The sequence below is a fragment of the Gilvibacter sp. SZ-19 genome (assembly GCF_002163875.1).
Classification (GTDB): domain Bacteria; phylum Bacteroidota; class Bacteroidia; order Flavobacteriales; family Flavobacteriaceae; genus Gilvibacter.
Map to the genome: position 1 here is coordinate 2,039,554 of NZ_CP019333.1, position 21,031 is coordinate 2,060,584.

At 45.1% G+C, this 21,031-nt stretch carries 15 protein-coding genes and 2 tRNA genes; 11 read left to right on the forward strand and 6 right to left on the reverse strand.

Annotation, left to right across the window (positions count from 1 at the left end):
• The first annotated feature begins 53 nt into the window (after nucleotides 1-53).
• The 9 genes from BTO09_RS09465 (at nucleotide 54) to BTO09_RS09505 (ending at nucleotide 9,813) form a co-directional block, all read left to right on the forward strand.
• Complete coding sequence (locus tag BTO09_RS09465) at nucleotides 54-1,124, forward strand: anhydro-N-acetylmuramic acid kinase (protein ID WP_087524539.1); 1,071 nt, start codon at nucleotides 54-56, stop codon at nucleotides 1,122-1,124.
• 64 nt (nucleotides 1,125-1,188) lie between these two features.
• Nucleotides 1,189-2,415: a Glu/Leu/Phe/Val dehydrogenase dimerization domain-containing protein gene (locus BTO09_RS09470; protein WP_087524540.1), complete on the forward strand. Its 1,227-nt coding sequence runs from the start codon at nucleotides 1,189-1,191 to the stop codon at nucleotides 2,413-2,415.
• 10 nt (nucleotides 2,416-2,425) lie between these two features.
• Nucleotides 2,426-3,805, forward strand: a complete 1,380-nt coding sequence (gene nhaD / locus BTO09_RS09475; RefSeq protein WP_087524541.1) for a sodium:proton antiporter NhaD — start codon at nucleotides 2,426-2,428, stop codon at nucleotides 3,803-3,805.
• A gap of 53 nt (nucleotides 3,806-3,858) precedes the next feature.
• The gene (locus BTO09_RS09480; RefSeq protein ID WP_087524542.1) at nucleotides 3,859-4,560 is read left to right on the forward strand and encodes a MotA/TolQ/ExbB proton channel family protein; all 702 of its coding nucleotides are present in this window, start codon (nucleotides 3,859-3,861) and stop codon (nucleotides 4,558-4,560) included.
• Nucleotide 4,561: 1 nt separating this feature from the next.
• Entirely contained in the window at nucleotides 4,562-4,954 is a 393-nt protein-coding gene (locus BTO09_RS09485) for a biopolymer transporter ExbD (protein ID WP_087524543.1), read from the forward strand.
• Between the two features lies 1 nt (nucleotide 4,955).
• Nucleotides 4,956-5,768, forward strand: coding sequence for an energy transducer TonB (locus BTO09_RS09490; protein ID WP_087524544.1), 813 nt, complete (start codon nucleotides 4,956-4,958; stop codon nucleotides 5,766-5,768).
• A gap of 173 nt (nucleotides 5,769-5,941) precedes the next feature.
• Nucleotides 5,942-8,449, forward strand: a complete 2,508-nt coding sequence (locus BTO09_RS09495) for a T9SS type A sorting domain-containing protein (RefSeq protein ID WP_087524545.1) — start codon at nucleotides 5,942-5,944, stop codon at nucleotides 8,447-8,449.
• A gap of 48 nt (nucleotides 8,450-8,497) precedes the next feature.
• Nucleotides 8,498-9,670, forward strand: a complete 1,173-nt coding sequence (locus BTO09_RS09500; RefSeq protein ID WP_369826867.1) for a folylpolyglutamate synthase/dihydrofolate synthase family protein — start codon at nucleotides 8,498-8,500, stop codon at nucleotides 9,668-9,670.
• 68 nt (nucleotides 9,671-9,738) lie between these two features.
• Nucleotides 9,739-9,813 (forward strand) — tRNA-Val (locus tag BTO09_RS09505).
• A gap of 328 nt (nucleotides 9,814-10,141) precedes the next feature.
• Here the strand turns inward: BTO09_RS09505 and BTO09_RS09510 are convergent.
• Together BTO09_RS09510 and BTO09_RS09515 are read right to left on the reverse strand one after the other, a co-directional pair.
• The gene (locus tag BTO09_RS09510; RefSeq protein WP_087524547.1) at nucleotides 10,142-11,599 is read right to left on the reverse strand and encodes a T9SS type A sorting domain-containing protein; all 1,458 of its coding nucleotides are present in this window, start codon (nucleotides 11,597-11,599) and stop codon (nucleotides 10,142-10,144) included.
• A gap of 92 nt (nucleotides 11,600-11,691) precedes the next feature.
• Nucleotides 11,692-12,000, reverse strand: a complete 309-nt coding sequence (locus tag BTO09_RS09515) for a DUF6122 family protein (protein ID WP_369826868.1) — start codon at nucleotides 11,998-12,000, stop codon at nucleotides 11,692-11,694.
• Between the two features lie 99 nt (nucleotides 12,001-12,099).
• On the opposite strand from BTO09_RS09515, the gene BTO09_RS09520 reads away from it, so the two are divergent.
• A tRNA-Val gene (locus tag BTO09_RS09520) sits at nucleotides 12,100-12,174 on the forward strand.
• A 434-nt stretch (nucleotides 12,175-12,608) separates the two neighbouring features.
• Here the strand turns inward: BTO09_RS09520 and BTO09_RS14530 are convergent.
• The 4 genes from BTO09_RS14530 to gldJ form a co-directional block, all read right to left on the reverse strand.
• Nucleotides 12,609-12,782, reverse strand: a complete 174-nt coding sequence (locus BTO09_RS14530) for a hypothetical protein (protein WP_198356479.1) — start codon at nucleotides 12,780-12,782, stop codon at nucleotides 12,609-12,611.
• Nucleotides 12,783-12,818: 36 nt separating this feature from the next.
• On the reverse strand, nucleotides 12,819-13,907 hold the full coding sequence (locus tag BTO09_RS09530; protein WP_087524550.1) for a serine hydrolase: 1,089 nt from the start codon (nucleotides 13,905-13,907) through the stop codon (nucleotides 12,819-12,821).
• Between the two features lie 3 nt (nucleotides 13,908-13,910).
• Nucleotides 13,911-15,194: a UDP-N-acetylmuramoyl-tripeptide--D-alanyl-D-alanine ligase gene (gene murF, locus BTO09_RS09535; RefSeq protein ID WP_087524551.1), complete on the reverse strand. Its 1,284-nt coding sequence runs from the start codon at nucleotides 15,192-15,194 to the stop codon at nucleotides 13,911-13,913.
• An 81-nt stretch (nucleotides 15,195-15,275) separates the two neighbouring features.
• Nucleotides 15,276-16,943 carry a gliding motility lipoprotein GldJ gene (gene gldJ, locus BTO09_RS09540; protein WP_087524552.1) on the reverse strand — a complete coding sequence of 556 codons (1,668 nt, stop codon included), beginning with the start codon at nucleotides 16,941-16,943 and terminating at the stop codon, nucleotides 15,276-15,278.
• A gap of 204 nt (nucleotides 16,944-17,147) precedes the next feature.
• On the opposite strand from gldJ, the gene porU reads away from it, so the two are divergent.
• Nucleotides 17,148-20,960, forward strand: a complete 3,813-nt coding sequence (gene porU / locus BTO09_RS09545) for a type IX secretion system sortase PorU (RefSeq protein WP_087524553.1) — start codon at nucleotides 17,148-17,150, stop codon at nucleotides 20,958-20,960.
• The last annotated feature ends 71 nt before the right edge of the window (nucleotides 20,961-21,031 follow it).

Genomic DNA, 21,031 nt, shown 5'->3' on the forward strand with positions numbered 1-21,031 from the left:
GCAAAGATACTTCTTAAATGGCATATTTTCAATAAATCCTACTATTTTTAAGAATGCTTAAAAACCACTATCACGTAGTTGGAGTTATGTCAGGCACTTCTTTAGATGGAGTGGACCTGGCAGAGGTATTTTTTGAGTTCAATAACGGCCAGTGGGACTATCGTTTCGGGCATACTTTCACCGAGCCTTATGACGACCGCCGCGATAAATCTTGGTTGGCCAGTTTGGTGAATCTCTCTCCGGCGGCATTGGATGAAGCAGACCATTCCTATTCTTTAATGTTGGGGGCTGTCATCAATCGTTTTATTAAGGCCAACAATATCAAAGGGCTCGACGCGGTCTGTTCTCACGGACATACAGCCTTGCATCAGCCTAAAAAAGGCATTACACGGCAAATAGGCAATCAGAAGATCATTGCAGAGGTCCTAAAACAAACTGTGGTTTGTGACTTTCGAGTACAGGATGTTGCCTTGGGAGGTCAAGGGGCGCCTTTGGTACCTATAGGAGATAGATTGCTCTTTGGCAACTATGACTACTGTATCAATTTGGGCGGATTTGCCAATATCTCGTTCGAACAAGATGGTCAACGGATAGCCTACGATCTTTGTCCGGTTAACATAGTGTTGAATGAGCTGGTCAAGCCGCTGGGCCTATCTTATGACGATCGTGGTCAATTGGCAAGTCAAGGAAAGCTCATTCCAGATTTGCTTGCTCAACTCAATGCCTTGTCATTTTATGCTCAAAAGCCTCCAAAATCTTTGGGCTTGGAATGGGTGAAGCGAAACATAGATCCTTTGCTCAAAGGTCAGCAGCATAAAACAGAAGACCTACTCGCCACCTTGGTCGAGCATATGGCCATGCAAATTGCTGCTCCTTTAAAAAGCAATGCGAAGCTCTTGTTTACAGGAGGTGGAGCTTATAATGATTATCTGCTTCAGCGAATAGAGGCGCATAAGTCTTTGAAAATCAAAGTTCCGGAAAGGGAGCTTGTTGAGTACAAAGAGGCTCTGATTTTTGCGCTCTTGGGAGTTCTGAAATTGAGAGAGGAGATAAATTGCTTGTCCTCGGTCACAGGAGCGTCTAAGGATCATTCTAGCGGAGTCATATTTAACCTTAATATTTAGTTACAGCGAGCGGATTGGGCACTTAAGTTTGTTATATTTGTCTGCTACAATGCCAACCAACTAAATGAAAGAACTCCTTAAAGCTTACGAGAATAAAGCACCTGAAATTGTGTTCCATTGGAACGATCCTCTTACCGATGCAGAAGGCTGGACAGTGATCAATTCGCTCAGAGGAGGAGCTGCCGGTGGAGGAACCCGTATGCGTAAGGGTTTGGATATGAACGAGGTACTCTCTTTGGCCAAGACCATGGAGGTTAAATTTACCGTATCCGGCCCCCCGATTGGAGGTGCGAAATCTGGAATAAATTTTGACCCTGCAGATCCGAGAAAAAAGGAAGTTCTAGAGCGTTGGTACGCAGCCGTTTCACCGCTTTTAAAATCCTATTACGGCACAGGTGGAGATCTGAATGTAGACGAGATCCACGAAGTGATCCCGATCACGGAAGCCAGCGGTGTTTGGCATCCGCAGGAAGGAGTTTTCTCAGGACATTTTCAGCCGAGAGAGGCAGATAAGATCAACCGAATTGGTCAATTGCGTCAAGGCGTGATAAAGGTGATCGAGAATCCGAATTATACGCCAGATGTTACTAAGAAATATACCGTTGCCGACATGATAACTGGCTTTGGTGTGGCAGAAGCAGTTAGACATTACTATGAGGTTTACGGAGGTTCTGTAAAAGGAAAACGCGCTGTGATCCAAGGATTTGGAAACGTTGGGTCTGCCGCTGCCTATTATTTGGCTCTAATGGGAGCCAAGGTTGTTGGTATCATTGACCGCCATGGGGGAGTGATCAACGAGACCGGCTTTTCTTTGGCCGAGGTTACCGAGTTCTTTTTGAACAAACGCGGTAATGAACTTATGGTAGACAACATGATCCCATTTGACGAAATGAATAAGCGCATTTGGAGCTTGGAGACTGAGGTATTTGCACCTTGTGCCGCTTCACGCCTTATCACTCAAGATCAGATAGATCAAATGATCGCCTCAGGTTTGGAGGTTATTTCTTGCGGAGCCAATGTTCCTTTTGCCGATCCGGAGATCTTCTTTGGGTCTATCATGGAACATACGGACCGCGAAGTCAGTCTGATCCCAGATTTTATTTCAAATTGTGGAATGGCCAGAGTTTTTGCTTACTTTATGGAGCGAAAAGTTCAGATGACAGACGAAGCCATCTTTAACGATACTTCAGATACCATCCGCCGAGCTTTGGAAGCCACACACAAATCGAATCCGAATAAAACAAGAATAAGCGAAACTGCATTTGAGATCGCTTTAAAACAACTTATATAATACCAACAGTATGGAATCTATTATCATTCTCATTTTTGTATTTGGTTATTTGTCAATTACCCTAGAACACCCTTTGCGCTTGGACAAAACTGTCCCGGCTTTGATAATGGCAGCCCTTATTTGGGCCGTCCTTTCGATAGGGTTTGCCTCGGGTTGGTTCAGTGTTATAGATACCCATGAGAATGTCTTCACCTATATAGCGGGAGACCATCACATGGAAGAAGGATTCTCCAACACACTGTTGCATCACTTGGGTAAAACCGCAGAGATACTCATCTTCTTGATAGGGGCCATGACCATAGTGGAGATCATAGATCTGCACCGTGGTTTTGAGATCCTCAAGGGAGCTGTAAAGACCAAGAGCAAGAAGCGTCTGCTTTGGATCATTGGTATTTTGGCATTCATCTTATCGGCTATCATTGATAACCTTACTGCGACTATCGTGTTGGTTACCTTGCTGCGCAAGTTGATCCCAACGCGTGAAGATCGTTTGTGGTTTGCTTCTATGGTTGTAATCGCCGCTAACGCTGGTGGGGCTTGGTCGCCTATTGGAGACGTAACCACCACCATGCTTTGGATCGCCAATAAAGTAACAGCACTTGGACTGGTGAAGTTTGTGGTATTGCCGTCAATCGCTTGTTTTATTGTGCCATTCTTTATTGCCAGTCGCATGAAGCCTTTTCAAGGCGAGGTGACTGGAGTAGACAAGGACGAAGATGCAGAAGGGCGCAGACTGCTCAGTAGTAAGACCATGCTTTTCTTAGGATTGGGGATGATAGTATCTGTGCCGATCTTTAAAACAGTTACGCACTTGCCACCGTATATCGGGATGATGTTTGCCTTGGGTATTGTATGGTTGGTGTCTGAGTATATTCACCCGGAAGAGGACTTTTCTGAATCAGAAAGACATAAGTATTCAGCACATAAGGCCCTGTCGCGTATAGAAATTTCAAGTATCCTCTTCTTCCTCGGGATCCTAATGGCCGTTGCCGGACTAGAGAGTTTGGTTTACGGAACCTCTATGGACGGAGAACAAGTCGGTACGCTTCGTTATTTGGCGGAAGTGCTGCAAGGCGCTATTCCATATGAGGATGTAGTAGTGATCTTGTTAGGTATCTTCTCTGCTATTATAGATAATGTACCGCTTGTGGCAGCCTCTATAGGTATGTACGAGTCGCCAACAGATTCTGTGCTGTGGCACTTTATCGCCTACTCTGCAGGAACTGGAGGTTCTATGTTGATCATCGGATCTGCTGCTGGTGTTGCTGCTATGGGAATGGAGAAGATCGATTTTATCTGGTATTTGAAAAAGATAACTTGGTTAGCTTTCGTTGGTTTTGCAGTAGGTGCTGCCGTGTATCTGTTGTTCCAACGTGTGCTCTTAGTATAAGCCCTTACAATTTCTGAACGTATTGTTCGTTCTACCATTATTAAACCTAAAGTATGTTGAATTACCTACTTCAGGACCCAACTACCGATGCCGTAGATGGCCTGGAACCTGTCGTTGAAGAAAAAACGATATCACTTATGGAGCTACTACTCAATGGAGGAGTAGCCGGTCAAATCATTATCGCTGTTTTGTTTGTACTGCTCTTTGTAGCCATGTACATCTATTTTGAACGCCTGTTCGCGATTAAATCGGCTTCTAAGATAGACAGCAACTTCATGAATCAAATTCGAGACAATGTGGGTTCCGGAAACCTAGAGGCTGCCAAACTATTATGTGTGCAGCAGAATTCTCCTGTAGCTCGTCTAACAGAGAAAGGAATCTCCCGCATCGGAAGTCCTTTAGATGATATTAATACCGCCATTGAAAATGCCGGACGCTTGGAAGTTTACAAAATGGAAAAGAATGTCAGCATTCTGGCTACCATTGCGGGTGCCGCTCCTATGATCGGATTCTTAGGAACTGTGATCGGGATGGTCTTGGCTTTCCATCAACTGGCAACCAGTAGTGGGCAGGCAGAAATGGGCTCTCTTGCAGAGGGGATATACACGGCTATGACCACGACCGTTGCAGGACTCGTGGTGGGTATCATTGCCTATATGGGATACAACCATTTGGTAGTAAAGACAGACAAGGTAGTGCACCAAATGGAGGCCAATGCCGTTGATTTCTTAGACCTATTAAACGAACCTGCTTAGTATGAATCTAAGAGGACGAAATAAAGTTAAGGCGGAGTTCAGTATGAGTTCCATGACAGATATAGTTTTTCTGTTGTTGGTTTTCTTTTTGCTGACCTCGTCTAACGTAACTCCAGATGCGCTCAACCTGGTACTTCCAAAGGCCAAAGGCAAGACCACAGCCCAGCAAAATGCTTCGGTGAGCATTACCAAAGGGGGTGCCTATTATGTCAATAAAGAGCGCGTGAGCGAGTATGGCATAGAACGTGAACTACAAGCAGCATTGAACGGGCAAGAGAATCCGACCATAATTCTGCGCGCAGAAGAAGGCGTGCCTATAGAAAAGGCCGTTTTGGTCATGGATATTGCCAACAAGAACAATTTTAAAGTCGTGCTAGCCGTGCGCCCAAACTAGTATGGGATTTTTAGATACCGAACATAAACGCAAGAGTTTCCGCATCAGCTCGGCCTTGATGGCTATACTTTTGTTGTTGCTCTTTTTCTTCGGATTGAAATATCTAGACCCACCACCAGAAGGCGGTATTGCCATTAACTTCGGAACTTCAGATACAGGATCTGGCCAAGTACAGCCGCAGGAGACGGTAAAAACGGCTCCGCAGCAAACCAAGGCAGCACCGGCTGAATCGGCCAAGGACATCAACGAAGAGGTGGTTACTCAAGATGTAGAGGACGCCCCGGTTATCAAAGACGACAAAAAACCGGTAGAAACTAAACCGGTTACAGAAGAGAAACCTAAAGAAGAGCCTAAAAAACCGGACCCGAAGCCCGATAAGAGCACAACTGATGCCCTTTCTTCTATAATCAACGGGCCTAAGAATGACGGCAAAACAGAAGGTGGAGAAGGCCCCGACAGTAGTGGCGGAGACAAAGGTGATCCCAACGGCGACCCAAATGCCAGTAGCTACTACGGTACCGGAAAAGGTCTAGACGGGGACGGCAACTACCAATTAGGTGGCAGAAAAGCCTTGAACAAGCAAAAGTATCAGCAAGACTGCAACGAGGCCGGAACCGTTGTGGTGAGCATTGAAGTGGATCGCAACGGAAACGTGATCAGCGCTACTCCTGGAGTTCGTGGAACCACTAATAATTCTCGCTGTTTGTTAGAACCCGCTAAGCGCGCAGCCTTAGCGACAAAATTCAACTCAGACACCAATGCTCCGGCCAAGCAGATCGGAAAGATCGTTTACCGTTTCTCTTTGTCAAATTAATAGGTCATTTTGGTATCTTTGGTAAAAACGATGCCATGAAATGAGCACAAACAAATTTAGTTGTTAGTATACCCACTACTAGAACTAAAATTTTTGTGCGAAAGCGAAGCGGTTGATCTATGCAAATAATTTTTATTCGCTTAACAGCCGGGCAATAAAAATTTTGAAAATAGATGAAAAAGCCTACTACCTTTCACTTATTCGGATTGTTAACGCTACTCTTATGTTTGAGTTGCGCGGACAAACCAAAATACGATCTGAGTACTATTCCTTCTGAAAAACCTGGGGATATTCTCTTTATGCAACGGGCTTATCCCAGTGGCGAAATAGACACCCGAGCCTACGCCAGTGCCATTGCCTGGAAACAAAATCAAATAGTCAATACTCGTGGAGCGATTCCCGATTGGAAGCAAAATGGCCCTTATAATATAGGGGGTAGAATTTCCGATATTGCAATTCATCCTACACAATCAGACACCTACTTTGTGGGAGCGGCATCTGGTGGAATTTTTAAAACAATTAATGGTGGAACAACATGGGCACCTATTTTTGACGCTCAGGAAATGTTGGCTATCGGTGATATCGAAATCGCCGCTAACAACCCGGATATTATCTATGTTGGTACCGGGGAACCCAATGCCGGTGGAGGCTCCTTGGCTTATGATGGGAATGGTATTTTTAAAAGTACCGATGGTGGTATTAATTGGGAGTTTAAAGGCTTACCCGATATTGGTAGTGTAGGTAAGATTGTGATCGATCCCACCGACGATCAGACCCTTTATGTGGGTGCGATGGGGCCATTGTTTAGGGATGATTCTAACAGAGGCGTTTATAAAAGTACAGATGGAGGTGATACTTGGGATCAGGTGTTGTTTGTATCCGATATTACAGGTGTGATCGATATGGCGATACATCCTACTAATCCAAATATTGTGTATGCCGCTAGCTGGGAGCGCATTCGTCGCCCCGAATTTAGAATTTATGGCGGTGAAACCTCTCGCATATACCGTTCTACAGATGCTGGTGCTTCCTGGACCGAACTTACTGTTGGCCTTCCGAGTTTACCGGAAGACAAAGGGCGAATTAGTATCGATATTTCGCAATCTAATCCCGATGTACTCTATGCCCTATATGCCGATAGAAACGGCTCAATTCTAGATGTATTTAAAACTTCAAACGGAGGAAACTCATGGACTTCACTGGGAGGTGGAGATTTAACCAATGTAGGTTTTCATTGGTGGTTTGGAGGTATTTTTATCGATCCGACTGATGAGAACACCATTTATAATGTAGGATTTGTGGTCGAAAAATCGACTGATGGGGGAGCTAGCTGGGGACCTGCATTTGCGGGTGTACACGTGGATCAGCATGCGCTGGCTTTTAACCCCTCGGTGGCAGGAGAAGTACTCTTGGGGAATGACGGTGGATTTTACAGCAGTTCCGACAATGCGGCAACCTGGGAAAAGAACGAAAAATTACCAATCACTCAGTTTTATCGTTTCCATGTGGATGCACAAAACCAAGGTAAACAATACGGTGGAAGCCAAGATAATAGTACAATGCGAATTGTGCCGGGCAGTAGTGGAGATTGGGATATTATTACAGGCGGAGACGGATTTCAGCCCTTGGTCGATCCAACCAATACTAATGTGATCTATACCTTGGCTCAACGTGGATTTTTACAAAAGTCTACCGACGATGCAGCTACCTTTAATGTTGCCATGAGCGGAATTAGCCCGAGCGAGTTGAAAAATTGGGATACCCCTATTATTCTGGATCCGGCCGATCCTAATATAGTGTATTACGGAGCTGAACGAGTTTATCGTTCTACCGATGCGGCAGGTAGTTGGACAGCGATTAGCCCGGTTTTACACGATGGGCCTTATTCCGGCAATAATGGTTTTGGTACCTTAACTAGTATCGATGTGTCTACATTGGATTCGGACCTACTTATCGCAGGGACCGACGACGGAAACATTTGGGTAAGTAATAATGCAGGAACGAGTTGGAATAATGTTTCGAGCAGTTTGCCCGATAGATGGGTAACCAAAGTGCTTATGTCTCGTTACGACGCTAATACCTTATATGCGACCTTTTCGGGCTATCGATTTGGTGAGGATATTGGTCATGTTTACAAAAGCACCAATTTTGGCGCAAGCTGGACGAATATTGGGTCTTCAATACCAGATATCCCGGTAAACGATATTGTGCAAGACGGGCAGGGGAACTTATTTTTGGCAACCGATATTGGAGTGCTTGGGTCGGGAGATGATGGTGCGACTTGGGTAACGGCTGGTGCGCAATTACCATCAGTTGTGGTAACCGACCTTCATGTTTTAAACGACGACACTTTATTATATGCGGCTACTTACGGACGTTCTAGTTATTTATTAGAGATTTTTGGAATTGCTTTGTCTAACGATGAATTTGATTTGGAGGATTCGATTGTCCTAAGTCCAAATCCGGCAAGCGAGCAAATAACTCTTACCATGCCGGAGGGAACAACTGTAAGTGATTATAGAATATACAATTCCCTAGGGCAAGTGGTTAATCAACAACATGTAACATCTACCGATTCGAATAAACTGTCTATTCAGGTGAGCGACTTACCGAAAGGAGTTTATGTGCTTCAAATCGGGGGAGATTCTAAAACTATTTCCAAGCGCTTTATAAAACGTTAGGCCATAAACTATCAACAAACACTCGATTGGTTATACAAACAGCTGCCCATGTACCAAAGGGTAGGTGGGGCAGCTTATAAGATAGATCTTTCCAATACGCGCGCTCTGCGCGATCATTTGGGTAACCCTGAGCAGGGGTTCAAGAGTATTCACGTGGCTGGAACCAATGGAAAAGGTTCATGCAGTCATATGCTAGCAGCTGTTCTTATGGCTGCAGGCTATAAAGTTGGCCTGTATACCTCACCGCATCTCAAAGACTTTAGGGAACGCATCAAGATAAATGGCAAACCCATTAGTAAGCGCGGCGTTGTTCAATTTGTGGACGAACATAGGGCATTCTTCGAGAAACAGCAGTTGTCATTTTTCGAAATGACCGTTGGGATGGCTTTTGATCATTTTAAGCGCGAACAAGTAGACATTGCCGTAGTGGAAGTAGGCTTAGGAGGTCGATTAGACAGTACTAATGTCATAACTCCAGAGGTAAGTGTAATAACAAACATTGGGTTCGATCATATGCAGTTCTTAGGCAATTCACTAGAGTCTATTGCGGCAGAAAAGGCTGGGATCATGAAGCCCGGAATTCCTGTTGTAATAGGAGAGACTGTGCCAGAGACCAAAGCGGTCTTTTTGCAGACTGCTGAGTCTGTTGCCGCGCCCATCTTTTTTGCAGAATCCAATCCATTCCCTAATTATGATTTAGATCTTAAAGGGGATTACCAGAAACAAAATTCACGAACAGTGTTACTGGCCATTGAACAGCTTAAGCTCAGAGGTTATGAAATTCCTGAGGCGGCCATTAAAAAAGGTTTAAAACAAGTTGTTTCTTCAACTGGATTGTTAGGCAGGTGGCAGGTTTTACAAGAGCTGCCTGTGGTGATAGCAGATACAGCCCACAACAAAGAGGGCCTGACCATTGTTCTGAATCAGATAGAACAAAGCAGCTATGAGCAGCTGCATTTGGTGTTAGGGTTTGTGAGTGACAAACAAGTGAATGAATTGGTTGGGATGTTTCCTGCAGATGCAAGCTACTATTTCTGTCAGGCGAATATTCCACGTGCCATGTCGGCTACAGAATTACAGGCAATTTTCCAAGCACAAGGGCGTAAGGGTAAGGTTTACAGCAGTGTAGGAAGAGCCTTAGGGGCTGCCAAAAGACGCGCCTCAAACAAAGACCTCATTTACGTTGGAGGCAGTACCTTCACGGTAGCGGAGGTGGTCTAAATTTTTTCTTCAAAAAGTATTGTACCAATAAAAAAAGAACCTATATTTGCAACCGCTTAACAAAGCAAGGGCGCGTAGCTCAGTTGGTTCAGAGCACTTGGTTTACACCCAAGGGGTCAGGGGTTCGAATCCCTTCGCGCCCACAGCAAAACCCACCTCAAATGAGGTGGGTTTTTTCATTTGCAAAAAACCGAAAGCTTGCTTTCAGGTTTTTAAGCAAATGAAAAACAACCCGGGAGGGTTGTTTTGCTGTGGTAACCCCCTTCAGGATCATCGCGCGTGAGCGCGATAATCCCAGAAGGGGGCGCTCGGGACTCTATCGAATGAGTTCTTTCCGCTTCGCGGCTACCTCCATCAAACATCCACTGGATGTTTGGTTTTGCGTTGCAAAACTTCATTTCGGTAACCTTCAGGATTATCGCGCGTAAGCGTGATAATCTGTTGATAAAAAGGGGTCGCGATTCAGGGGCATTAGTTTTTGATCACTAGTTTTCTGGTGATCTGTTGTGTTTGGGTGTTTATAACGGCCAGGTAAACGCCGTTGGCAAGATACATTTCTAGGCTGTTTATTCCACCAATCAAGGATTGGTCGTAAATACGTTGTCCAGCTATATTGTAAATACTCAATTGACCGTTTGGTATACTGGCTAATTCAATATTGAACCGTCCGTTTGACGGATTAGGGTAAATGCGTAAGGCGGAGTTCAAATCAAAATCCGAAGCACTCAAAACAGCACTCACATTCTTATAAAGAAAGGATCCTCTCACTGGAGTACCTGTGGTGGTGCCACCAATAACAACATCCAACAAGCTGTCTCCATCCACATCGGCAACAGCATGGGTAGATAAGTAGCCCCCAACAAATTCATCGGATAGCACAAAACTGTTGTCACCGAGATTTTCGTATATGTGGCTGTATATATTGGGTAGACCGCCATTTGCAGAGCCAATTACAAACACATCCACGTCGCCATCATTGTCAAAATCGTTGAAGGAGGTTTCGCCATTGGCTCCCAATCCTAGAAATGGAACATCGGTAAGTTGGGTGAAGGTACTGTCGCCATTGTTGCGATAGAATTCAGTTACAAAATCTCCGGCAGCACTGCTTCCGCAGATAACTAGGTCTAGATCTTCGTCGCCGTCGGTATCCGCGGCTGCTATATCGCCAAATTCTACGCCGTTAAGGCCGGCATCCGCGAAAAGTGTGAAATCGCCATTTCCGTCATTGTTATAAAGTCGAGTTACGATATTTCCTGAACTATCCTGTCCGCAAATAATTAAGTCTAAGTCTTCATCGTTGTCGTAATCCGATAGGTCTAGTACACCGCTTATACCTGTTACACCCATGGTGGTGTCGAGGCTAAAGTTCCCGTTCCCGTCATTGATGTACTTTACTACATCTTCAATACCGCTGTGCCCACCAGAGAATACTATGTCTTGGTCATTGTCGCCGTCAATATCTCCAAAATTGAAATATCCGTTTTCCAAACTCTCAAAAGGTGAGCCTGTCACTTCAGTAAAGTTGCCACTGCCATCGTTGGTGTAGAGTTTAGTAAGTGCGAATCCTCCGCTAGTGAAGCCTGAGATGAGCAAGTCCAGATCTTCATCGGTATCAATGTTGGCCAAGGCGATCTTGCTCACGCGAATATTCTCTATGCCGTGGTCGTTCACAGCAGTAAAATTCCCAGCGCCGTCGTTGAAGTAAAGCGTGGTTAGCGCGCCATGGGTAGAGCCATCGCTCATATTCCCTGAGCCGGTTGCTATTAGATCCATGTCGCCATCGCCGTCTAGGTCAGCAAATTCCATGTCGCCCGTGTCTGTGCCTTGTAGAAAAGGTTGTGGGGCTGCGAGCTCCATTTGTATGGTTTGGGAAATAAGATTGGGGGTGGCGCCCAGCAACAAGGCGACCATCAGGATTGACTTTCTCATAGGTTTAGTTAGTTGGTTCAGTAATAGAACAACTGCTGCTTAAAAACTCCTAACGTAAATGTTAAAATTGTAATTCTCTATTGCTGCGGAGTCTACATCAGCAGGCAATCTACAGCATCGGCCAGCATATGCATCAAAAGCCCAAAACCTATAAGGTGGAAGGGTTTTTTTAAGAAGAGCAAAAGCAAATAGACTCCCATGGCATAATAGCTATGTAGCGGATGGAAATCAATACTACAACGGTTGGAATCAAACAGCGGATCCGCAAAAATATGATCTAGATCTACCAGCATGGTCGCGAGAAATATCAGATACGCCTTCTTCCAATCTTTTCTGTAAAAGAGTAACGCCACCAATAACGGAAGGATAAAATGAAGGCTGTAATGGAGTATGGGGCGCAAAATGATGCTAATTTCTTCTCGCCAAAATTATCATTTTATTCATTCAAATCTCAGTGTATTACTTGTTCTTGCCTTTTAGAATAAATATCTTTGTTAGACGGGTCATTAACTCAGTTGGTTCAGAGTGTTACCTTGACAGGGTAGAAGTCACTGGTTCGAATCCAGTATGACCCACGACAAGCAGTATCCCGATGCAAATAGCATCGGGATTTTCTTTTTTCAGACGTCAAAAGCTTGCTTTTGTAAGGCTGGAAGAGAAAATGCAGAAGCAGCGAAGCTGTATCTTAAGGATGCTATTTGCAACTTTGGCGATGACTGTATCACGAGCGCAGCGAGTAATCCAGTAACTTGCTTTCATAAGCGGCCGCGAACAAAAAATCTAAAAAGCTGTGAAACAGCTTTCCGGATTGTATTTTTATGAGTGCGGTTAGATGGATGGCACAGGCAATCCAGATTACGGCGGTGGCGATGACTGTATCACGAGCGCAGCGAGTAATCCAAAACACCGCGCCAAGGATTGAAGCGGCATCCTTTACGCGTAGCGGAAAGATAGAGCGGAAAGCCTGGTCCTGTAGTAAACTTGTTTTACTACAGGGGGCGCCCAAAAATCACTCCTCGCCCTCTTTCTTTTTAGCGCTCACAGAAAAAGCAGTGCCAAAGGCAGCTCCAAAGGCAATGCCTAAAGATAACCAGAGTCCAATATTTCCGGTAATAGCACCTATGGTGGTGCCAAATGAGATTCCCAATGCAACGCCCAAAGGTAGTGCAGCTTCTTTTTTCATAGGTTGGTTTTGTTTGTTGGACGCTTTTGAGAGCAATTAGTTACGCGCGCCGAAGGTCGGGATTAGAATATCGCGGATAATAAATAGCGGGAATTGTGCTTTTGGTGAGTTATATGCGCCACCCGTAAATACAAAAACAGCTTCGATATCTGGAAAGACAACAATGTATTGTCCGCCGTTTCCACTTGCTGCAAAACCGGTCAAGGCTTTATTGTTGTGCGGAAAAGCGGTCATCCACCAAAGAAAGCCGTAGCCACTATCGTCAATAAATGTGTGCTGACTGGTGGATTGTGCTATCCATGCTTCAGAAACCAATTGCTCGCCGTTCCAATGGCCGTTTTTCAAGGCCAGTTGCCCGATCTTAGCCATATCTCGCGGAGTCATATACAAACGCTTAGCAGCGCTGATCACCTCCTTTTTAGACGTATGATCCCAGCGGTAGTTCGTAATTCCCATCGGCTCGAATAAGAATTCTTCTGCAAAGGCATCAACACTCATGCCGGTAGCGCGCTCTAAAACGGCCATAAGCATTACCGTTCCGATAGAGCAATAGTTACTGACCTCACCAGGTTCATTGCTCATAGCTAAATCCAGTGCATATTGCAGCCAATCTTTCTTTTTGTATATGCGATCTTCTTGTCCTGCGGAGCTCTTATCGCGGTCGTTACAATCCCAGCCAGGAGACATGGTCAGTAGGTGTCTTATGGTGATCTTTTGTTTTCTAAAGTCCAGATTCTTTTCGGCTTCTAATGGATATAGATACTTTTGAATGGGATCATCAATACTGCCAATAAAACCTTGGTCTATCGCAATACCAATTAGTAGTGATCGGATACTTTTAGTGGCCGATCTCAAGTCGTGCTGGTTGTCTGCAGATTGATCTGCAAAGTATTCTTCCAATAATAATTCTCCTTTTTGAACAACCAGCAAACTGTGCAATTCATGATTGGCCTCAGGGAGTTTGGCAAACAACTGATAGATCCGACTCGAGTCCAAGCCAACTGCTCTTAGGTCTGCAGTTTGCCAGCCGTCGCCAGTATTTTTAGGAGGTTCATAGGTATAAGACTCCTGTCCGTAAATGTAGGCGGTTACTAAACTCAGAGTAAGGATAAAAAGCTGTCGCATGGACTACAAGATATCCAAAATACGCTCTAAAGCCATTCCTCGAGAACCTTTTATAAGCAGTAAGTGTCCTGCTGTGTTTTGTTGCTGCAGCGCGACTACCAGATCTTCGTATTCGCTGCATTTGATCTGCCCCTGTCTGGCTTCGACCCCATAGAAGTTAGCGCCGACCAAGAATACACGGTCAAAGCCGAGTTTGTGGGCAAGATCAGCTATGGCTTGATGTTCTGCCGCCGCCGTTGGGCCAAGTTCGAACATATCGCCTAAGATCACCGTTTTAGGTGCTTCACTGCTCAAGGCCTTAAAACTCTCTAGCGTCGCTTCCATACTGCTCGGATTGGCGTTGTAGGCGTCTAATAAGATCTTATTGCGGGCTTTGTTTATCCACTGGGAGCGATTATTCTCCGGATTGTAGCTTTCTATTCCGGTTTTTATTTGCTGCGGACTCAGTCCAAAATGTAAACCGATACCAATTGCCGCGCGTATATTTTTTGCGTTGTGCTGGCCTATAAGGTGACTTTCTATAGGCAGCTCGTTTAGCGAAAAGATCACCCGAGGATTCGTAGCCTTAAGGGTCAACTGATATCCGAGCATTGCTGCCCCTATTACCACGCGATCTATATTTTCTGTCAGCTCCATTTGTTTTGGGTCGTCGCCATTGACAAAGACCGTCTTTTTTCTAGCGGCTATATTTCTGTAAAGTTCGGACTTGCCTTTTACTACACCTTCTATTCCGCCAAAGCCTTCTAAATGGGCTTTTCCAAAATTGGTAATAAAGCCGTAATCTGGTTCAGCAATAGCGGAAAGTTCTGCGATCTCTCCTTGGTGATTGGCGCCCATTTCAACAATGCCAAAATTGTGCTCCGCAGTAAAACTCAATAAGGTCAATGGGACGCCTATATGATTGTTGAAATTTCCTGCAGTGGCCTTTAGGTTGAACTTTTGAGACAGCACGGCAGCAATCAGTTCCTTGGTAGTTGTTTTTCCGTTGCTCCCGGTCAATGAGAGTATGGGTAAGCCAAGAGCTCTTCTATGGTGTGTGGCCAGGGCTTGTAGTGCCTTTAAGCAATCGGGAACTAAGAAATACTTGTCGCTTGAAGCATCTTGATATTCTGACTGATCGATCACCACGGCCAGAGCGCCTTCTTCCAAGGCTTTGGCAGCGAACTTATTGCCGTTGAAATTTGGACCGGACAGTGCAAAGAAGATCTGCTCAGGTTCCAATTTTCGGGTGTCTGTGCAGACGCCGGCACTTTGACAAAAGATTTGGTATAGCTTCTCTAAATTCATCAGTAACAAAAATACAGCAAGTGGGAGTCAAAAAAAAAGCCCTGTCGTTAAATACAGGGCTTTTACATTTATTGTGTGTTCCTAGTTTCTAGGACGTTTTCTGTCTTTGGATTTAGATCCTACACGAGACATCGCACAGCGGAAACCGATATAATCAGTTGCCATATCCTGTGGGAAGAAGCGGCGTTGCGCCGGATCTAACCAGTAGTCGCGATCTCTCCAAGATCCACCTTTATAAACGCGAACTTCGTTATTGATAAGTGAGGTACGCTTGTTAGATTCGTCGTATTGACGGTCTAAGCCACCTGATTCATCGTCAGTTCCAACCAAGTGTTTAGGCGAGTTGTACATGCGCTTCTCATCGTCGTATTCTACATCGTCATTAAACGATTCGAAGTAACGCGTAGAACGCTTGTCACCATCGCGATAGTCGCGGTTGTCACTCTTGTCGAAGTTTGTTCTTAGGTAAGTCTCTTCTTCGTCTACAGGAACCTGAAGGATCTCACCTGGCAAGTTACGCGCCACGATCTTTCCGTTGTTCAAAGTATCCCAAACGATAGAGTCTGCAGTTACTATCTTAACTTTTCCGTCTGCATCAATGTAGTTCTTGGTGTAAACGTTACCACGGTAGTAGTTAAAGTCATTGAATTCGTCATCTACAATAGGACGATAGATATCTGCAACCCATTCTGCAACATTACCGGCCATGTCGTAAAGCCCGTAGTCGTTAGGCTCGTAAGACTTAACCTCTGCAGTGATGTCTGCGCCATCGTCTGACCAACCTGCAATTCCTCCGTAGTCACCATCGCCTTGCTTAAAGTTAGCCAATTGGTCACCACGACTTCTGCGTTGTCCAGAACGAGTGTATTGTCCGTCCCACGGATATTTTTTACGTCCGCGGTATACGTTGTAAGAACGTAGACCTACTAAACCAAGAGCAGCATATTCCCACTCAGCTTCAGTTGGTAGGCGGTAGGCTGGCAAAAGTAAGCCATCCTTACGTTGAACATAAAGGTTTGTACTGTCTGTATTTCTTTTCATTAAAGAAGCAGAGCGCTTACCACCACGCGTAATTGAATCGTTCCCTCCGTAGGCAAGAGATGGAGCGTTCAAATATGTTTGGGTGCTGAATGCTTGACCTTCTTCAACGTTTAGCTTGGCGCCGCGAGCCGTAAAGCCTTCTTGCTCCAAGATAAATTCGTTAACACGGTCGGTTCTCCAGTTGCTGAACTCTGTCGCTTGTACCCAGCTCACACCAACCACAGGATATTCTGCATATGCTGGGTGTCTTAGGTAGTTGTTGGTCATAACTTCGTTAAAACCAAGACGGTTTCTCCAAACCAAAGTGTCTGGAAGAGCTCCGTTGTAGATCTTTTTGTAATTGTCGTTTTCTGGCGGGAATACACTCTTGATCCAATCCAAGTATTCGAGGTACATTAGGTTAGTAACCTCGGTCTCGTCCATGTAGAATGACTGAACGTGTTGTTGGGTTGGAGAGTTGTTCCAGTCGTGCATTGGGTCGTCTTGAACACGGCCCATGGTAAAGGTACCACCCTCGATAAATACAAGGCCTGGTCCAGTTTCTTGTTCTTTCGCTTTGGGATTGTACTGAAAGCCACCTTCTTTGGAATTCATCTTCCAACCTGTAGCACGCGAACTGCTTTTGTAGTCGCGGGATTTACTACAGCTAAAGATGATCGTGCTCAGGAATACAATAGCTAATAGCTTAAGTATTGTTGGTCGTTTCATGTTTTAGTTCTGTTAAGAAATGGGTTCGCAATATAGTAAATAACGTCATATCTGCAACATTATTTCTTTATCGATACTCGCAATGGCCCGTAGGCCATAGGATAACGCTGTATTTGTAACTTTAGTATACACTGTACAAAAAAAAAGAGTTTGAACCCTTATTTTTGTAGATACTAATACGTCAATTCCGACGTTTTGAATGTGATGACCAGAAAAATTGCTATTCTTTTAATGGTATTGCCGTTATGGGTATTTGCGCAGCAGCAGGCTGTGGTCTTGCCTTGGCAATCTCAAAACCAACTCGATCAACCAACCGACTCCAATGCTTTGCTATCTGTAGAGCAGTTGCTAGATACAGATGGATATACTTTCTATAAGCAGTGGAAAGACAACGGGATCGTCAATCCGAATTCGCTGCAGATCAGCAATATCAGATATGCGCCTTTGACCGCTACAGAGCGTCGCGGCCTTATTGCGGCCTATGTGCCCAAAGAAGTGCAGGCCTCTATTACCACTGCAGTTGCGCGTGATGTGCGTTATACAGTGCTTGCCATAAGTCCGGTGGTTCGTCGTAATGGTCGTCTGGAAAAGGTGGTTTCTTTTGCTGCGGATTTTAATTACCAAGGCAGTGCTGCACCAAAGAGTGTTGCCTTACCGATAACGAATTCTGTCCTTGCCAGCGGAAGCTGGTACAAGTTTAAGGTTGATAAGACCGGAGTATATCGCATTAGCAAGAGCTTTTTGAGTTCTTTGGGGATGAATACCGATGCTATAGACCCAAGCACGATCAAAGTATATGGACACGGCGGGAAACCTCTGCCTTTGCGAAACAACGAGAACGATGCTTATGACCTGCCAGAAGTGGCCATTCAAATTATAGGTGGTGACGATGGGAGTTTTGATTCCGGAGACGAGATTCTCTTTTATGGAGTAGGTACGCGCGGATACATTCAAGAGTTAGATACCAATATCAATCCGTATTCTGACGATGCCTTCTATTATATTACGGCAAGTCCGGGCCCTGGGCGTCGCATTGCTAACCTAACAGAACCGGACGGACCTCCGACTTCCTTGATCAGTCAATTTGACGATTACCAGTTCTTTGAAGAAGATGAATTCAGCATAGTCAATGTTGGGAGACGTTGGTTTGGCAATCCATTCGAGGTAGAAAGTGAGCAAACCTTCGATTTTGAATTTCCTAATATCGTGGGAGGGACACCTATGAGTGTTACGGTTCGTGCTGCAGCTGCCTCAGAATCGGTCACCAACATGGACGTTCAGGTAAATGGGACCTCTCAAGACGTTTTGACCTTTACGGCCATTGGAGATGTTAATTTGGCATCCGGAGACAATTATATAGGTACAGTAAACGCCAGTGGTGATGAGGTCAGCGTGACCCTTACGTATAACAACGCTGGAAACCCAGCCAGTTTTGCCTTTTTAGATTATATCGGGATCACCGCAAAAAGACAATTGAGCGGAACAGATACGCAGATCGCTTTTCAGTACAATGATGCCGCGGGCATGTCTGGAATAGGGCAGTATACCTTCAATAACGCGAGCGGCTATACCCAGATCTGGGATGTGACCGATCCGAGAAATCCACTGCGCAAAGAAACCCAAGGTGAAGCGACGGTAAATCTAAAGGCCAATTTGGGGCAGATTAGGCAATATGTGGCCGTTACACCAAACGACTATTTTAGTCCTATCCGCGCTAACGAGACCTTTGTACCCAATCAAAACTTGAAAGGAACCTTGATGCAAGATTCCAACGGTAACTTTCAAGACATTGACTATCTGATAGTAGCTCCGCCTTTTATGATGCAGCCTGCACTGCGATTGGCGGCCCATAGAGCAGATCGTGACGGTTTGCGCGTTAAAGTGGTCTCTACAGATAGGATCTATCAGGAATTCAGCTCTGGCGCACAAGATATTGGGGCCATTCGAAATTTAGTCAAGTATTTATATGACAACGCCTCCTCCGCAGACAACCGTATCAAGTATCTCTGCTTGTTTGGGGATACCTCTGTAGATTATAAGGACAGACTCAGCAACAATAATAATATAGTTCCGACCTATCACGATTTTAATAGCTTCAATACCCTGTCGGGTTATATGTCCGATGATTTTTACGGGATGATGGATCCGGTAGAGGGAAGAATGACCTCCACAGAACTCTTAGATATTGCAGTTGGTCGTGTCGTGGCCGATGATATCGCTTTGGCCAATGCCATGGTAGACAAACTCATTGCCTATGATGCCAAAGCGTCTTTTGGAAATTGGCGCAACAACTTTGTTTTGGTGAGCGACGACGTAGACGAGGCTTGGGAATATACCACTTTGGAGGTGAGTCTGGACAATTTGGGAGACGATATTGCTGCCAATAAACCCTTTGTGAATGTAAAGAAGATCCATACGGATGCCTTTTTACAGGAAACCTCGGCGGGAGGAAACCGCTACCCAGACGTGAACGAAGAAATTGTCAATGCTTTAGATGTTGGGGCTTTGGTGCTAACGTATTTGGGGCATGGTGGAGAAGACGGTCTGGCTAAAGAATTCATATTTACCAAAGACGATGCAGAAGGTTTACAGAACACTAACCGTTATCCTTTGATCGCTACGGTGACCTGTGAATTCTCTCGTTTTGACAACCCCTTAAGACCAACGGCCGGGGAATTCACTTACTGGAATGAAAATGGAGGTGCAATAGCTTTGATCACCACTACGCGTACCATAAGTGTATCCTTAGGGGTTGAGTTCAACAACAGATTGGCTCCTTTCTTGTTTGCCTTTGGGAGCGACACTTTCGACGCGCCTGCAGAGGCCTTGCGTAAGGCCAAGAATGTGATCTCTAGCGGTAATCGACGCGTGGTTTTCTATGTAGGGGACCCAGCGATGAAACTCGCCTTTCCGGAGCAACAGATTCGCTTGCGAACTTTGAACGATCAGCCCATAGCAACGGCCACAGATACTCTTAAAGCCTTGAGTCGTGTTAAGCTTGGCGGAGAAGTGCTCTCCCCAAGTGGAGCTCCACTGCCGGACTACAACGGGGTGGCACAGATCAAAGTATTCGACAAGAATGTGCAACGCCAGACCCTTGGTAACGATGGTGTGACCGCTACAGATGGAACCTTGCTTATTCTGGATTACCAGACACTGGGAGCAGGACTCTTTAATGGGCAGGCTACGGTGACCAATGGCCAGTTCGAAGTTGAATTCGTAGTGCCTCGAGATATTTCGCAGCCCGTGGGTAACGGAAGAGTGAGTCTGTATTCTGAAAAGAATGCCGTCTTTGAAGATCAGACCGGATTTAACGAAGATATCCGGGTGGGAGGTTTGGATGAAAATGCTCCCGATGACAATATTGGTCCGGAGATCATGCTGTTTATGAACGACGAGAGTTTTGTCAATGGAGGAATTACCAATGATTCTCCTATCCTTATTGCAAAGCTCATGGATGAACACGGAATCAATACCGCCAGTGGTATTGGTCATGATATGGTCGCTATTTTAGACGGAGATGAGTCTAATCCTATTGTACTGAATGATTATTACCTGGCAGGCGTAGATGACTTTACGCAAGGTACAGCCAATTATCGCTTAAAGAACTTAGAAGAAGGGCCTCATACCCTTACCTTAAAGGCGTGGGATACCTATAATAATTCCAGTACAGCCGACATTCAATTTGTGGTGGCTGGCGATGATGAACTCCGATTGGAGCGGGTGTTAAACTATCCGAACCCCTTTGTGAACTATACAGAGTTTTGGTTCAACCACAACCGACCCTTTGAACCCCTAGAGGTGCAGGTGCAGGTATTTACTGTGAGTGGTAAAGTGGTCTGGACCAAAAACCAAGTGGTCACCACAGACGGATTCTTGTCTCGAGATATCGTTTGGGACGGGCGCGATGATTTCGGAGATCGCATCGGAAAAGGGGTCTATGTCTATAAACTAACAGTAAAATCAACTTTGACCAATCAGCAAGTAGAGAAATACGAAAAACTGGTGGTCCTTTAAACTCAAACCGTGAAGTCCTTGAAAAAGTTCAAATGACTTCGAAAAATAAATTTATATTTGCTCAAACGACG

What these genes read in the sequence shown, in the direction of transcription:
- BTO09_RS09465 (WP_087524539.1), top strand. Translation starts at nt 54, where the DNA reads ATGCTTAAAAACCACTATCACGTAGTTGGAGTTATGTCAGGCACTTCT.
- BTO09_RS09470 (WP_087524540.1), top strand. Translation starts at nt 1,189, where the DNA reads ATGAAAGAACTCCTTAAAGCTTACGAGAATAAAGCACCTGAAATTGTG.
- nhaD (WP_087524541.1), top strand. Translation starts at nt 2,426, where the DNA reads ATGGAATCTATTATCATTCTCATTTTTGTATTTGGTTATTTGTCAATT.
- BTO09_RS09480 (WP_087524542.1), top strand. Translation starts at nt 3,859, where the DNA reads ATGTTGAATTACCTACTTCAGGACCCAACTACCGATGCCGTAGATGGC.
- BTO09_RS09485 (WP_087524543.1), top strand. Translation starts at nt 4,562, where the DNA reads ATGAATCTAAGAGGACGAAATAAAGTTAAGGCGGAGTTCAGTATGAGT.
- BTO09_RS09490 (WP_087524544.1), top strand. Translation starts at nt 4,956, where the DNA reads ATGGGATTTTTAGATACCGAACATAAACGCAAGAGTTTCCGCATCAGC.
- BTO09_RS09495 (WP_087524545.1), top strand. Translation starts at nt 5,942, where the DNA reads ATGAAAAAGCCTACTACCTTTCACTTATTCGGATTGTTAACGCTACTC.
- BTO09_RS09500 (WP_369826867.1), top strand. Translation starts at nt 8,498, where the DNA reads ATGTACCAAAGGGTAGGTGGGGCAGCTTATAAGATAGATCTTTCCAAT.
- BTO09_RS09510 (WP_087524547.1), bottom strand. Translation starts at nt 11,599, where the DNA reads ATGAGAAAGTCAATCCTGATGGTCGCCTTGTTGCTGGGCGCCACCCCC.
- BTO09_RS14530 (WP_198356479.1), bottom strand. Translation starts at nt 12,782, where the DNA reads ATGAAAAAAGAAGCTGCACTACCTTTGGGCGTTGCATTGGGAATCTCA.
- BTO09_RS09530 (WP_087524550.1), bottom strand. Translation starts at nt 13,907, where the DNA reads ATGCGACAGCTTTTTATCCTTACTCTGAGTTTAGTAACCGCCTACATT.
- murF (WP_087524551.1), bottom strand. Translation starts at nt 15,194, where the DNA reads ATGAATTTAGAGAAGCTATACCAAATCTTTTGTCAAAGTGCCGGCGTC.
- gldJ (WP_087524552.1), bottom strand. Translation starts at nt 16,943, where the DNA reads ATGAAACGACCAACAATACTTAAGCTATTAGCTATTGTATTCCTGAGC.
- porU (WP_087524553.1), top strand. Translation starts at nt 17,148, where the DNA reads ATGACCAGAAAAATTGCTATTCTTTTAATGGTATTGCCGTTATGGGTA.